The sequence below is a fragment of the Mesobacillus subterraneus genome, assembly GCF_000934845.1.
Lineage (GTDB): Bacteria > Bacillota > Bacilli > Bacillales > Cytobacillaceae > Mesobacillus > Mesobacillus stamsii.
Genome location: NZ_JXIQ01000140.1, coordinates 1 through 14,732 on the forward strand (window position 1 = coordinate 1; position 14,732 = coordinate 14,732).

The window sequence follows — 14,732 nt, forward strand, 5'->3', positions numbered from 1 at the left end:
GTCAAAGAACGACTTCACTGGTCGGACCTCCAGCGCTTGTCGGGGCTGACCAAGGCGCTTGCGCTTTTCTTATAGAATAAACGAATAGCTGAAAATTCCAACGGCTGAGCCAAGCAGCGAACCCGCAAATATATCTGTCGGATAGTGCAGGCCTAGATAGACTCGGGAAAGTGCGACTATGGTTGCTAAAGAAAGCAATGCGACAGCAAATGCTGGGATAAATAGGACGAAAGGCAGGATGATGGAGAAGATCGCTGTCGTGTGCCCGGATGGAAATGAATGGTCCGCGAGCGGATTGTTAGGAAAGAAGCTGTTTTCCAGACTGATATAAGGCCGCTTTCTCGGATACCATTTTTTGATGAGATGTACAGGCAGGTGGCTTAGTGCCAAAGCCGTCGCACTGGCAATCGCCGTTCGCCTCAGCTCGCCCTCTGCAAACAAAATCATCAGGAGAATGATAGAAATCGTGAAGCTGGCACTGCCCAAATGGGTAATAGTCCGGAAAAAAGCATTTAATAGTCTGATTTGGTAATGACGATTGATTCCACGGAAAATTTTCCGATCGGTTTCATAGATTGCTAATAATAGTTTCATCATTTTTTCCTTCCCAGGATGGATTTGAAGATGGAGCATTTTCATGGTGAATAGATGCTCTTCCAATAGAAATATACGTGATCGGGTGCTTTCTAACATCGGCCAGTGAGTAACAATTCCGACCATCGATGATGATTGGGTTCTTCATCAGAGTTGGATACTTTTCTAATGGAAAATGCTTGATGTGATCCCATTCGGTAACGATGATCGCTAGTTCTGCTTGTAATATGGCAGTTTGTAAATTGTCTGAAAACTCGATTGTCTGACCAAATATTTTTTTCGCGTTTTCGGTCGCGATCGGGTCGTAGCCAATGACGGATGCTCCTTCAGCGAGCAAAGCCTTCACAATGATCAAGGAAGCTGATTCACGAAGATCGTCCGTATCAGGCTTGAATGCCAAGCCCAAAACAGCCACTCTTTTTCCCAATAGAGATCCGAGTAGTTCTTTCGCCTTCTTCACTGCAATTGCCTGCTGGCGATTATTAACCTTGATGACGGATTCGAGCAGCTCGAATGGATGTTGGACATTTCCGGCGATTTGGACCAATGCCTTCGTGTCCTTCGGAAAACAAGAGCCGCCATAGCCAATGCCTGCTTTTAAAAATTGCGGGTTAATTCGTTCATCCTTGCCAATTCCATAAGCGACTTCTTCGATATTCGCACCGACCTTTTCGCAAATGGCTGCAATTTCATTGATAAAGCTGATTTTCGTGGCTAAAAACGCATTGGACGCATATTTAATCATCTCGGCACTTCTTGTATCTGTTTTGATGATGGGGATTTTAAGAGGAAGGAAGACTTGCTCCACTACCCTAGCTGCCTCAGCTGATTCCGTGCCAATGATGATTCGATCGCCATGGAAAAAATCATAAATACCATTGCCTTCCCGCAGGAATTCTGGGGTAGAGACTGGGTGCACCTTTATGCCATCATGTTGGACGCTGTGGATAATTTCGCTGATTCGCTCATTCGTGCCCACAGGCACTGTGCTTTTGGTGCAAACAACGGAGTCCTGATTGAGGCAAAGCCCGATCGTGTAGGCCGCTTCATAGACATGATCTAGATTGGCTGTTCCATCTGGATTTTCAGGGGTACCAACGGCGATGAATATCAAATCCGCATCATTATAGGCGATCTCTGGATCCGCAGTGAAACGGATACGACCAGCCTGCAGATTTTTTTTCAGCATAGGGGCAATCCCGGGTTCATAAACAGGAGAACACCCGGATTGAAGCATCTGAATCTTGTCTTCTCGAATGTCAGTACAAACGACTACATGACCCATCTCAGCCAGACAAACACCTGTGATCAAACCAACATACCCAGTCCCAGCAACAGCAATCTTCATCCAATCCCTCCTAAATGAGTTCTTATCCTAATCTTACAGGAACAACCTTAAAGAATTCTTATGTGGTTGTTAAATAAATGTAAAGAAAAAAAACGGATCTAGGATGTCATCTTTTTCAGGTTTTTGATGATATTTTTATACTGCTTTAAGGAATTCATCATCCCAATATAGCTGCTTTGTTGTTTTTGATCCGCTGTGAAAAAAAGAATGGCCGCATTAGGGAAAAATTTTTTCGAGCGGAATCGCAAGTCTTTCCAGAAAACAAAGTATCCAGCGTTTCTTTTTTCGGCAAAAGGGTACGCAAAGTGTGTGCTAGAAAGAAAATCAGCCACATTTTGGTGAGCTCTGCTACTAAGAATGAGCTCCGGGTAATGGATTCTTTTGGAAAGAGTGTGCTCGACAACCATACTGTCAAAAGAATGCGTTCCAAAGAGAAAGTCTGCATCCGTTTCGATGATGACATCCCATCGGAACCATCTAATATGCGGAATAAGCTTGATTCTTTCTGCATTAGTAAAATGTTTTTTTAATTGCCGCTGTGTCAGGACGGAAGAAAAGACACGAATGGCAAGGTATACAAAAATGATGGCATAAATGATCAGGAAGATTGGTCCGGAACCAAACCAGAAGATCAGCACGAACCCGATAAAATGTGTCAGAAGGATAAATGGGTCAACAAGAGGGATCGCGTCAAAGGCGATCCAGCTTCTCGAGAACGGGAGCAATAACTGAGTACCATGCATGTTGAGCAAATCCAAAAGCACATGCAGGACGACAGCAAGCAAGACCCAGACGAAAAGGCTCACGAAGGGAATCCCAGGAAAGAAGGGAAGAATGGCCGCAGAGAGGGCCAGGCCCCAGATAGGTTGAGCGGGCAAGGAATGCGATTCTCCTCGATGGTGCCGATAATAGCATCCTTTTCCCCTGAACCGGTAGACGATATCGAAGTCAGGTGCATTCGAACCAAGCACCGTACCAATCAAGACGGCCTGGGACAGGGTTTCACTGGAAGATACCGCAGGATCCAGAGTCGCCAATGCGCCAAGACCTGCGCCAATCACAATATGAGAAAAAGTATCCACGCTCATCACTACCTTCATTTAGTATCAACACATGCGCATGTTTACGGGCGGGGTAGGCGTTATTTGACAGGTTAGGGCTCTTAAGCAGGATAGCTGCCAAATAACGAAGGTTTCTTGACAGGTTAAGGCTCTCGAGATGCAAAGTTGTCAAAATAACCACTAGTTCCTATTCAGTGACCCAGCTCTGCGGGCCCGACCCCTCTTGACGCGCTAGACTTGCCAGCCACGAGAAGTAGCACTTTTGGGTGGGCTACGCTGGTCGAGATTACCCAAGTTTCTATTAAGCGTGTTGGGAGATTTCTTTTTCGGTTGTGACATCTTGGTAATGCCAAAGCATTTCCTCAAATATGGTATCCCAGCTTTGTCCCAGGGCGTACAGCCTTGCTTCTGCGCGGAACTTTTTTCTGAGCCGGGAATTCTTTAAAAGGAGGACAATCGCTTCCGTAAAAGCTGTTACGTCTCCAGGTTCACAGGTGAAGCCGTTTTTCCCTTGCTTGATGATGTTCTTCACTCCTCCCGCATTTGAGGTAACCGCTGGTGTTCCGCTAGCTAGGGCTTCTAGTACGACCATGCCAAATGTCTCGGTCGATGATGGGAATACGAATAGATCCGATATCGAGTAGATTTCAGCCAGATCTGTTCCGGTACGGTATCCGGTGAAGTTCATGTTTACGGGTGCTTTTTCCTCCAACTCTTCCCGCATTGGGCCATCGCCGACGATCAGCCAGTCAATTTGGTCATTGAGTTCAGGTGGAATGCTGCTGGCGATTTTCATTAAGGTGCGAAGATCTTTTTCAGGAGCGAGCCTGCCGACGAAACTTAATGTATATCTTCTGGACAATCCGCATTTTTCCCTAACGGACTCTTGGTCGTATCCGGGATGAAAAAGAGCGCAATCGACACCAGCAGGGGCCAGTACGGTATTTTGGAAGCCACGGCGCTTCAGCTGTCGAATCGTTTCATGTGAAGGAACAAAGATTTTTTTAAAAGGCCTGTGAAACCAGTTCATATACTTCAACAGGGAATGCGACAAAAATGAAAGATTATAGAACTTCAGGTAGTCGTCAAAATTCGTATGATAAGAACCGACGACTGGGATATTCAGTTTTTTCGAGAGATAGAGGCCGCAAAGTCCCATATTGAATGGGGTAGCAATGTGAATGAGATCAGGAGCGAATGCTTCAAGTTCAGCTTTGATGCTGCGCACATTTGGAAACGCAAAACGTAACTCTGGATAGAGGAAAAGAGAAAAGCTCTTAAAGCGGTGGATATGCTCTGAAATATATTCACCAGATCGGGATTTCGGAGCAAAAATCTTATAAACAATCCCCTTGCTCTCCATGTATTGAGTAAAGTGTTTAAGGGTGATCGAAACTCCATTGATATCGGGATAGAAGGTATCTGTAAAGATAGCGACTCTCATAAAAAATCCTCCTGTTATACGAAATGGGGGAAATGGCGAAATGTTTGAAACAGCCAGGCTTCCAATCTCCAAACACAAAACAAAATGCCCCTCATCCTAATTCTATATGGTAAATCCTCCATTTTTTCTTAAAGTATTGTAAATTTGTTTTAAGTTTTTGTAAGGGAAGGAATGGAGTAGTGAATAATAATCGAAACAATTTCTCTTGACAGTACCCCTGTCCATGATTTATATTGGATATAATTATTTGAATAGTTCTCCTAAAGGGGAGTAGCTTTTACAGCAGAGTCGTCATTCCGGAGGTTGTATATCTCCCGGCTTTGTTGGCAGCGTGGACGTTGTTAGCAAGACCTTTGCCTTTTTGGTAAAGGTCTTTTTGATTTTTAGAGACCTTTGCCATGTCTGGTAAGGGTCTTTTTCTATGAAGGCAAACAGGGCTTTCAATAATACAAAACGAAAAGGAGCTGGTGAAAGTGAGAAAGAAAAAAGTGTCTTATGAGGAATTACTGAAGGCCAATCGACTTGAGCTTTTGGAAAATCAAAAGCAGTTGGAGAAAATTGAGGACCGGATTGAAGCTAGGCGTTTAGGTGTTAAAAACGGAAGGAGGTAACGGAATTGGAACTGACGATTTTATTTGAATACGGTTGGGTATTGCTGCTTTTGGTGGCTCTTGAAGGATTGCTGGCAGCGGATAATGCATTGGTATTGGCGATCATGGTCAAGCATCTTCCGGAAGACGAGCGGAAGAAAGCTCTTTTCTATGGTTTGGCAGGAGCATTTGTTTTCCGCTTTGCTTCCTTATTTATTATTTCTTTTCTGGTCGATGTCTGGCAGGTACAGGCAATCGGAGCAATTTACCTGTTATTCATCGCAATCAATCATATTGTCAGAAAGCTTTATTTTAAAAAAGTGACAGATGGTGATCGAGCTGAAACAAAGAAGTCGGGATTTTGGGCAACCGTGTGGAAGGTTGAACTGGCTGATATCGCTTTTGCGGTGGACTCGATTTTGGCGGCTGTTGCCTTGGCAATGACGCTTCCGAACACAAACCTGCCAGCGATTGGCGGAATGGATGGCGGCAAATTCCTTGTTGTTTTTGCTGGCGGCATTATCGGTCTGGTAATCATGCGTTTCGCAGCAAACTTGTTTGTGAAATTGCTCCAGTCAAGGCCGAGTCTTGAAATTGCTGCGTTTGCGATTGTCGGCTGGGTAGGTGTCAAATTGACTGTTTTGACGCTGGGACATCCAGACATAGGGATTCTGCCATATGACTTTGCCCACTCGGTACAATGGAAGCTGTTCTTCTATACCGTTCTAGTTGGCATCGCTGCAGCTGGCTGGTTCCTGGCGAAAGGAAAGGGTCCAAATGATAGGCATCGAGAATCAGAATATCAGGAAAAGTTCCAAGGCTAGCATAGAATGCTTCCACTGATACAGGTCTGGATGATTTATGGTACAATCATGTAAAAGATAAATTTGGAGGTAGAGCCCTTTTGGGAACTGAAATAATCGTGTTATTGATTCTGATTGTCCTGAATGCCTTTTTTGCAGCATCAGAGATTGCCTTAATATCGTTAAATGATAATAAAATCAAAGTGATGGCAGAGAGCGGCGATAAAAAGGCGAAACTGCTGTATAATCTAACCGCCGAACCAAGCCGCTTTTTGGCAACGATTCAGATTGGCATCACCTTGGCAGGATTTCTGGCAAGTGCGTTCGCCGCTGAGAGCTTTGCCGGTGGAATGGCTAGCTTCCTTGGGGAACTGGGTGTTCCGCTTACACAAAGTATGCTGGAATTGGTTTCTGTCATTACCATCACCCTGATGCTTTCCTATTTCACCCTCGTTTTGGGTGAGTTGGTCCCAAAGCGGCTGGCACTTCAGAAGGCTGAACCGATTGCCATGTTTGCCGCTGCCCCTTTGACGGTTTTATCTAAAATCTCATCCCCTTTCGTCAAGTTTTTGACACTGTCCACTAACGGAATAGTCAGGCTGTTCGGGGTTGACCCGAATGCAGATGAAGAAAATGTGACCGAGGAAGAGATCCGGATGATGGTCGATGTTGGCATGGAAAAAGGGACGATCCAGGATTCAGAAAAGATGATGATCAACAATATCTTTGAATTCGATAATAAAACGGTCTCCGACATTATGACCCACAGGACCAATATTGTCGCGCTTTCCATTGAAGCTAGTCTGAAAGAGACAGTTCAGCTTGTCAATCTGGAACAGTACACGAGAATGCCGGTTTATGAAGGAGACATCGATCATATCGTTGGGATCCTTCACACAAAGGACTTGATTCAGTTTATTGAATGTGTGGATCAAAAAGAATTTGACTTGAGAAGCATGCTTCGTGAACCGAGCTTTGTGCTCGATTCCATGAGGCTCGACCAGTTATTCAAGGTGATGCAAAAAAGCAATATCCATATGGCGGTTGCCATTGACGAATACGGTGGTACCGATGGAATTGTAACTATTGAAGATTTGATCGAGGAAATTGTCGGCAATATTGCCGATGAATACGATGAGCTGGAACAAGATAGTGCGGAAGTGGAACAGCTTGGCCCTAATCACTATGCAATGGCCGGGACCCTTCATCTGTATGAAGTGGAAAATCTTCTGAAAATAGAGCTTCCTAGTGAGCATTTTGATACACTTAGCGGATTCGTGCTCGGCCAGCTTGGATATATTCCTGATCAAGGTGAAAAGCCGGAAGTTAAATTCCAGGACATTGTTTTTACGGTCGATGAAATGGATGATCGAAGAATCGCCCGTGTCAACGTACTTTTAAAGGATTCCTCTTCAGCAGCAGAATAATAGTCTAGGATGATTTCCTGCCGTTATGGAGCATGGGCGCTTATCCCGTGCTTCCTTTTTCTTTAGTATGCGTTGCGAGAAGCAACAAATGGGAGCGCTTTTGATGTTAGAAGCATTTATTCATGGATTTATTCTTGCATTGGGTTTGATTCTGCCACTTGGTGTTCAAAATGTTTTTATCTTTAATCAAGGGGCATTGCAATCTAGATATAGGAATGTGCTGCCAGCTGTTATCACGGCTTCTTTATGTGATACCTTGTTAATTTCGATATCTGTTTTAGGAGTATCCTTGCTGATTCTTGGCTCATTTTTGTTTAAAGTGATCCTGGTCAGTGGCGGAATCTTATTTTTAGTCTATATGGGATGGACAACCTGGAACAGCATTCCAAACAAGGAAGAAAATTCTCTCACAACGGAATTTTCTATCAAAAAACAAATCCTATTTGCAGCCTCTGTTTCATTACTGAACCCGCATGCGATCATGGACACTGTCGGGGTAATTGGTACAAGCTCCATCCAATACCATGGGGCAGAAAAAATCCTATTTGCGGCTACAGCAATTTTTGTTTCATGGATTTGGTTTTTTGCCCTTTCTTTCATGGGAAGGATTGCTGGGAAAATGGATAAGTCAGGAAAAATCCTGCTGATTCTGAATAAAATATCAGCATTGGTTATGTGGGCGGCCGCAGTCTATTTGTTTTTCTCTTTTTATCAATAGAATAGCATAAAAACGGCGTGCCAGTTGTTGTCAGCTGGCACGCCGTTTTTAAGTTGAATTCGTTTAATTCTGGGTGACTTTGGCTGGGTAAATCGGCTCAAGTTCCGGCTTTTCCTGCAGTTTCGCTGGCAGGCTTTGAATGGATTGGACGACGGAATCAAGCTTTGCTTCAATCCGATGAAGCAAATACAGCGTCACAACAATCGGGAAGCCCACATCGCTAATGAATGGAATTAGCTGCTCCATTTGCGATTCCTCCTTTCAAGTTTAAGTAGGACAAGAGCCGGTCCCATAAAGTAGACCGGCTCAAGCTTTAATTAGATCAGTTGATAGTCGGTTACATTGCGTTCGACGACACGTGCGCTGTCAACGGCAACAAGGACGCCGGTGGTTGGCCGGAATGCATTGGAAGCGATGATCTGCTCCATTGCCAGCTTGACAGCAGCTGGATCGATCGGCTCTACAGGGTTATCGACTGTTAACTTGGCGAATTTGCCAAGATCCGTCGCGAATTGCAACTCAAGAGTTTTAGCCATATGTTTCACCTCCTATTAGATTGATAGAATGCCAGATTAGATGATATCGAAGCTGTCGTTACGCTCCACTGAGCTTAACAAGTTTGCGCTCAGGCCACCAAGAGCCAAAGCAGCTTGCTGAACTTGATCAGCAGTTGCTTCCTTCGTCACATAGCGGTACGTTTTTCCTTTGAAGATCGGTTCGCCCTTCTCATCAAGACCAGCCTCGAACACAAGCCTCATATTCGAATCCTTCAACATTGCCATTGCCATTTGCTTCACCTCCTTTCACCTTCTATATACAGGCGGGGAGGGGAAAAGGACAGGGGGATGATTTTAAAAAAATGAAATAAAGGGCTACCACTTTGACAATGCAATCGAAAATTGAAAAGCTTCCCAAGCTGCGGGGAAGGTTGCAGAACGATAGGAAAAAAGGAGGTCAGCCATCGCGGCGTACCTCCTTTAAATTGTTCATGCTAGCGGCTTTTTAAAAACAAATTACTTTGCCAGCTGTTGCTCGGAAAATTCTCTGTATAAGTTATGCGACTGGATCAATTCCTGATGTGTGCCAATTCCGGTCACTCGTCCTTTTTCGATAAAAACAATCTTGTCGGCATGGACGATGGTGGAAAGTCTATGGGCGATCACGAATGTTGTTCGGCCTTCCATCAGCCGGCTGAGTGCCTGCTGGACGATACCTTCAGACTGGCTGTCGAGGCTGGCGGTCGCTTCGTCCATCATCAGGATTTTCGGGTTGCGGAGGAAGGCGCGGGCAATGGCAATCCGCTGCCTTTGTCCGCCAGATAACTTAACGCCCCGTTCGCCGACTTCGGAATCAAGGCCTTTCGGAAAATCTGCGATGAACTGGTCGGCATACGCCATTTTTGCCACTTCCCAGAGACGATCATCCGAAATTTGATTTCCATTTTCCAGTCCGTAATACAGATTTTCACGAATGGTTCCAGCCATCATCGCACTTTCCTGTGAGACATAGCCGATTTGGCTTCGCCATGAATTTAGTGAAAGCTGCTGAATGTTCGTTTCACCAATCCTGATTTCTCCTTTAGTTGGCTCGTAAAACCGTTCAATCAGGCCGAACATCGTTGTTTTTCCGCCGCCACTCGGTCCCACGAAGGCAACCATCTGACCAGGCTGTGCTTCCAGCGACACTTTCTCGATGACCGGTTCCTCTTCACTATAAGCAAAAGAAACCTGTTCAATCGTAATCGGCTTTTTGCTGATGTCCAGCTCAACACCTTCAGCAATTTCCTCAAGAGGCTGATCCAAAATCTCGATAATCCGTTCAGTTGCGCCTTTCGCTTTTTGCAGCTGGGTGAAGAACATCGCAAACGAGGTGATCGGCATGATAATCTGGAACAAGTAAAGCAGGAAGGCAATGAGCGCACCAGTCGACATCGTTCCGTTCACCACGCGCATGCCGCCATAGGCGATGATGATGACAATAACAACCATGATCATCAGCTGCATAATCGGCACGATCAAAGCGAAAATCCTTGCTTCCTTCAACCCGTAGTTGAACAGTTTACCGATTCCGTCAACACCGTTCTTTTCTTCGATTTTTTCAGCGGTCGAAGCCTTCATTAACCGAATCTCCCCAAGTGTCTGGGTGATGTGACCGGTGAAAACAGCGGTCTCATCCTGCAGTCCCCGTGCGATTTTGGCCATTTTCCTGCCAAGCGGAATCATGATGGCAAGGGTCAACGGAACAGAAGTGAGCATCAGCAAAGTCATTTTCCAATCCATCACAAGCAAGATCACGACAGCACCAATGATCGAGATGATACCCGTCGCGAAATTCGGGAAGTGGTTCGTGATCAACTCCTTGACAATGCTGGTGTCATTCACAATTCGGCTAACCGTTGCACCGCTGGATTGCTTGTCAAAATAACGAATCGGCATTCGGATCAGCTTTGACCACATCCGTTCACGCAGGCGCGCCACCACTTTCTGCCCCACGTAACTAAGCAAGTAGATCGAAACTCCGCTTATCACGGCTTGAATGATAAAGGCAGCTCCAATAGCGAGGACAAGCGGAAGGCTGATTGCTTCCACAGAAAAACCATCCACAAGGTTCTTCGTTAGGAGCGGTACGACCAGGCCTGCCAGAGTCGTGATGATACTGGCCGCCATCCCCATAAAAAGAGCAGCCTTTGGAATATTTGTTGATAAGATCAGTGATAAAAAAGGTTTTAAGCTTGTTTGCTGTTTCTCCATTACTATTCTCCTATTCGTTCTGGTTGATTTCATCATAAACGACTTTTTGCACAGAAGGAAATATGGGAGTAACTTAAGGATATTTGCCACAAAAATATTCATGCAATCTAAAACGTGCATATGATGAAGCTCATCATGACGCCCTTACAAGTCTACCTAACCGACGGCTTTAACCTAGAAAATATCTTTGAGAATGGGAAGAAGTGAAATTATTCAAAACGAATGCTTTTATACAATGAATAGTCAAACAGAATCCTAGCCCATCAAGTTATTCGATCCGCATTTTCGCAATTTTTCTGCTGTAAAATATTAATTTAAGGTAAAACATGAAACACAAGCCAGCATTCCCCGTCTAATTTTACAAGGGGGTTGAAAAAAGATGAAGAAATGGTGGATTATCCCTATTTTATTGCTGGTTTCCTTTGCTTTCGTAATGTTCTATTCATTGTCCCAGTTCAAAGTCGTGAATGCTTTGGATGAGGAGCATGTGGTGTTGCCGAATAAAGTCTGGCAGCTGCAATTTTCCAGTAAGCTTGATGAAAAGAGTCTTGACTCGGATTTAATTTATGTCACAAATGATCAAGGGAAAAAGCTCGACACGAAACTGGAGTTTGGGGATGACGGCACATCGATTATCATTCACCCTCCAGAAAATGGCTATGACTCCAAAGCAAAGGAATATGCCGTTCATTTTAACAAGGGAATTAAATCTGCGCTGGGAAGGGAGCTGAATTCTGCCCAGACGTGGAAGTTTGTTGTAAAAGAAACACTTCCGACGGTTGGCACACAAGAGAATCTGGCGAGTTATTTTGAAAAGATCCTTGATGCGGAAAAAAAGGAACGGGGCTGGTTTGGAGGTGTGAAGGATTCCTTCACATCAAGGGAAGATAATGCGAAAGAGGAATCAGTAGCTGCCGATAAATCGGGAGGCAGCGGGGAGGTATCCGAAACGAATGTCCAGGTTCAGGGCGTTGATGAAGCGGACATCGTTAAGACTGATGGTAAGAGTATTTTTCAGGCAGAGTATGATAAAGTTCGGATTATCCAGGCGGTACCAGGTGCTCAGATGAAAGTATTAGCGACGATTCGTTATGAACAAAATTTTTCAGCGAGCGAGCTGTTCCTGCAGGGGAATCAGCTGGTGGTCATTGGACATCAGTACGAGGAAATCCATAAGTCAAAGGAAGATATCGCCAAGAATTCACTGGTTGCTCCGATGATGAACACAACGGCAATCATTGTTTACGATGTAAAAAATCCTGCTGATCCGAAACAAGTCCGTGAAGTTAAGGTGGAAGGTTCTTATGTATCTGCAAGAAAAGTGGAAAACTTTGTCTATCTCGTCACGCAGCATTACCCGGACTACTGGCTGCTGAAGGAGAATCGGGGGATTGATATTAGGCCGAAATTCACCGATACCGTGCTAGGATCAGAGGAAAATACAGTCACGTATGACGATATTCACTATTTCCCTGAATCACGTCAGCCAAACTATACGATGATTGCTGCACTTGATCTCGACCAGCCAAAAACGGAAGTTGCCATGACAACCTATCTTGGCAGCGGCAACCAGTTTTATATGTCCAAGGAAAACCTGTACCTCGCTGTTGAGGATTATGGTGATATGAAATTCAACGAGCGCGGTGTCCTTGCGCCAGATACCGATGTTCATAAATTTGCGATTAAGGGCATGGAGGTTAAATACCACAGTTCCGCCACCGTACCGGGAACAGTGCTGAACCAATTTTCGATGGATGAACATGATGGTTATTTTCGAGTCGTTACGACGAAAGGGTATGCATGGGATGAGAAGCGGCCATCTTCCAACCAGCTCTACATTCTCGATCAAAATTTGAAGGAGACTGGGAAGATCGAAGAATTGGCACGTGGGGAAAGAATCTATTCAGCCAGGTTCATGGGGGACCGTATTTATATGGTGACTTTTAAAGAAACGGATCCGCTGTTCGTGTTCGACGCAAGCGACCCGGCTAATCCGAAAGTGCTGGGTGAATTAAAGATTCCTGGCTTCAGTAACTACCTGCACCCATACGATGAGAACCACCTCATCGGTTTTGGGCAGGATACGAAAGCCGTTGCGGAAAAAGGCTCCACGCAACCGCGAATCCTCACAGACGGCGTAAAGATTTCGCTTTTCGATGTGAGTGATATGAGCAACCCGAAAGAGAAATTCACGGAAGTGATTGGGGGACGAGGCACGTATTCATCGCTGAACCACGACCATAAAGCCTTATTATTCAATAAAGACAAGGGCCTTTTCGCCTTCCCAATCTCGGTTTACCGGAAAACTGACAAGAACGAATATGAGCAACTCTTTGAATATCAAGGAGCCTATGTATATAATATCGATCCTGTCAACGGTTTTAAGCTAGAATCCAAAGTGAGCCATATTTCCGGCGATATGCCCAACTACGAAGACTGGGAGCACCAAATCCAGCGCCTGCTCTATATCGGGGATACATTGTACGCTCTATCAGCTGAGAAAATCACAAGTCATAAAATCGGCAGCTATGAAAAAGTTGGAGAGCTGAAATTTTAACAAACGTGCACCAACTATCGGATAAAATCGAGCGCGAAACCAAAACGGCCAGCCCTTCTATAGGGCTGGCGCAATTTTTTTTACACAAACATGCTAAGCAGAAGGACAAATCCTAATCCAGCAATGGAAATAATGGATTCTAATAGTGTCCAAGTTGCGAATGTTTCTTTCATGCTAAGACCGAAGTATTCTTTGAACATCCAGAAGCCTGCGTCGTTTACGTGGGAAGCGATCAAGCTTCCTGCTCCTGTCGCAAGTACAACGAGTGCAAGGTTCACGTCACTTGTGCCTAGCATTGGAGTCACGAGGCCAGCAGTTGTCAAAGGTGCAACTGTTGCGGAACCAAGTGCAATGCGCAGGATAGCTGCAATAATCCAGGCAAGCAGGATTGGGGATAATGAAGTACCATTAAAAAGTTCCGCTACATAGTCACCGACGCCGCCATCGATCAATACTTGTTTGAAGGCACCGCCTCCGCCAATGATCAATAGCATCATGCCGATATGAGAAATTGCGGTTGTACAGGAATCCATCACCGTCTTGATTGGAATGTTACGGGCGATTCCCATTGAATAAATGGCGAATAATAGGGATAACGTCATGGAAGTACCAGCGTCACCGATAAACCGAATTGTAGCTAGGACACTATTATCCTCGAATCCGACTGTTTTTTGAAGCAAGGTAAGGATTGTAGCGATTGACATTAAAATAACAGGCAGTAATGCTGTGAAAACACTGATGCCAAAGCCAGGTGTTTCTTCGAGTTTAAAAGTTTTTTGCTCTCCTAAAGATGCGATACTACCAGTTTTGTTGAATGATTCAGGTACAAGCTTCTTTGCGATTTTTGTGAAAATAGGTCCTGCTAGAATGACCGTTGGAACCGCAATGATAAAACCGTAAAGCAATACTTCGCCGATGTTTGCGCCAAACTCACCAGCAATAACGGTTGGACCAGGGTGAGGAGGCAGAAAACCGTGTGTTACAGATAAAGCAGCAGTCATCGGAATACCGAGATACAAAATAGAAACCTTTAATTCTCTTGAAATCGCAAAAATGATGGGAATCAATAATACTAAACCTACTTCGAAGAATAGAGCAATACCGATAATAAAGGAAGCCACAACGACGGCCCACTGAATGTTCTTTTCACCAAATTTATTCACAAGTGTCATCGCGATTCGCTGGGCACCGCCGGAATCCGCGATCAATTTGCCAAGCATTGCACCAAGACCGAAGACTAATGCCAGGTGACCAAGGGTTCCGCCTAAACCAGTTTCAATGGTTTTGACAATATCCCCCAATGGAATACCAAGTGCGATGGCAACACCGAATGAAACGATGATCAAAGAGACGAAAGTATTTAATTTTAACGGATTTCCGAAAGAAGTCTCCCATTCTCAAGGAATGGGAAGGGCTAAAGCCCAATGAGTAGGTGGGAGA

At 44.8% G+C, this 14,732-nt stretch carries 13 protein-coding genes and 1 pseudogene; 5 read left to right on the forward strand and 9 right to left on the reverse strand.

All coding sequences use genetic code 11. The features are described 5' to 3' along the window. Positions 1–69 precede the first annotated feature (69 nt). From UB32_RS16150 to UB32_RS16165, 4 genes are all read right to left on the reverse strand, one after another. On the reverse strand, positions 70–594 hold the full coding sequence (locus UB32_RS16150; protein ID WP_044395612.1) for a phosphatase PAP2 family protein: 525 nt from the start codon (positions 592–594) through the stop codon (positions 70–72). After that, on the reverse strand, positions 569–1,942 hold the full coding sequence (locus UB32_RS16155) for a UDP-glucose dehydrogenase family protein (protein WP_084221879.1): 1,374 nt from the start codon (positions 1,940–1,942) through the stop codon (positions 569–571). Before UB32_RS16155 ends, UB32_RS16150 begins: the two co-directional genes overlap by 26 nt. Before the next feature lie 98 nt (positions 1,943–2,040). After that, positions 2,041–3,030, reverse strand: a complete 990-nt coding sequence (locus tag UB32_RS16160; RefSeq protein ID WP_052807073.1) for a metal-dependent hydrolase — start codon at positions 3,028–3,030, stop codon at positions 2,041–2,043. Between the two features lie 274 nt (positions 3,031–3,304). Then, the gene (locus UB32_RS16165; RefSeq protein WP_044395596.1) at positions 3,305–4,447 is read right to left on the reverse strand and encodes a glycosyltransferase family 4 protein; all 1,143 of its coding nucleotides are present in this window, start codon (positions 4,445–4,447) and stop codon (positions 3,305–3,307) included. 473 nt (positions 4,448–4,920) lie between these two features. On the opposite strand from UB32_RS16165, the gene UB32_RS19890 reads away from it, so the two are divergent. The 4 genes from UB32_RS19890 (at position 4,921) to UB32_RS16180 (ending at position 7,985) form a co-directional block, all read left to right on the forward strand. Beyond that, positions 4,921–5,058, forward strand: a complete 138-nt coding sequence (locus UB32_RS19890; RefSeq protein WP_128721570.1) for an FbpB family small basic protein — start codon at positions 4,921–4,923, stop codon at positions 5,056–5,058. A 5-nt stretch (positions 5,059–5,063) separates the two neighbouring features. Further along, positions 5,064–5,861 carry a TerC family protein gene (locus UB32_RS16170; RefSeq protein WP_044395598.1) on the forward strand — a complete coding sequence of 266 codons (798 nt, stop codon included), beginning with the start codon at positions 5,064–5,066 and terminating at the stop codon, positions 5,859–5,861. Between the two features lie 80 nt (positions 5,862–5,941). Continuing rightward, entirely contained in the window at positions 5,942–7,267 is a 1,326-nt protein-coding gene (locus tag UB32_RS16175; RefSeq protein WP_084221881.1) for a hemolysin family protein, read from the forward strand. Between the two features lie 103 nt (positions 7,268–7,370). Then, positions 7,371–7,985, forward strand: a complete 615-nt coding sequence (locus UB32_RS16180) for a LysE/ArgO family amino acid transporter (RefSeq protein WP_044395602.1) — start codon at positions 7,371–7,373, stop codon at positions 7,983–7,985. Positions 7,986–8,048: 63 nt separating this feature from the next. Here UB32_RS16180 and UB32_RS16185 read toward each other — a convergent pair whose 3' ends face one another. From UB32_RS16185 to UB32_RS16200, 4 genes are all read right to left on the reverse strand, one after another. Next, positions 8,049–8,231: a YvrJ family protein gene (locus tag UB32_RS16185; RefSeq protein ID WP_044395604.1), complete on the reverse strand. Its 183-nt coding sequence runs from the start codon at positions 8,229–8,231 to the stop codon at positions 8,049–8,051. Between the two features lie 71 nt (positions 8,232–8,302). Continuing rightward, positions 8,303–8,521: a DUF2922 domain-containing protein gene (locus UB32_RS16190; protein ID WP_044395606.1), complete on the reverse strand. Its 219-nt coding sequence runs from the start codon at positions 8,519–8,521 to the stop codon at positions 8,303–8,305. Between the two features lie 36 nt (positions 8,522–8,557). Beyond that, positions 8,558–8,773, reverse strand: coding sequence for a DUF1659 domain-containing protein (locus UB32_RS16195; RefSeq protein WP_044395608.1), 216 nt, complete (start codon positions 8,771–8,773; stop codon positions 8,558–8,560). Between the two features lie 225 nt (positions 8,774–8,998). After that, positions 8,999–10,735, reverse strand: coding sequence for an ABC transporter ATP-binding protein (locus UB32_RS16200; RefSeq protein ID WP_044395610.1), 1,737 nt, complete (start codon positions 10,733–10,735; stop codon positions 8,999–9,001). A gap of 379 nt (positions 10,736–11,114) precedes the next feature. Between UB32_RS16200 and UB32_RS16205 the strand changes: the two genes are divergently transcribed. Next, positions 11,115–13,292: a beta-propeller domain-containing protein gene (locus UB32_RS16205; RefSeq protein WP_052807074.1), complete on the forward strand. Its 2,178-nt coding sequence runs from the start codon at positions 11,115–11,117 to the stop codon at positions 13,290–13,292. Between the two features lie 80 nt (positions 13,293–13,372). Here UB32_RS16205 and UB32_RS16210 read toward each other — a convergent pair. Then, positions 13,373–14,662 (reverse strand): annotated as a pseudogene (locus UB32_RS16210) (GntP family permease); the annotation flags it as partial. Positions 14,663–14,732 lie beyond the last annotated feature (70 nt).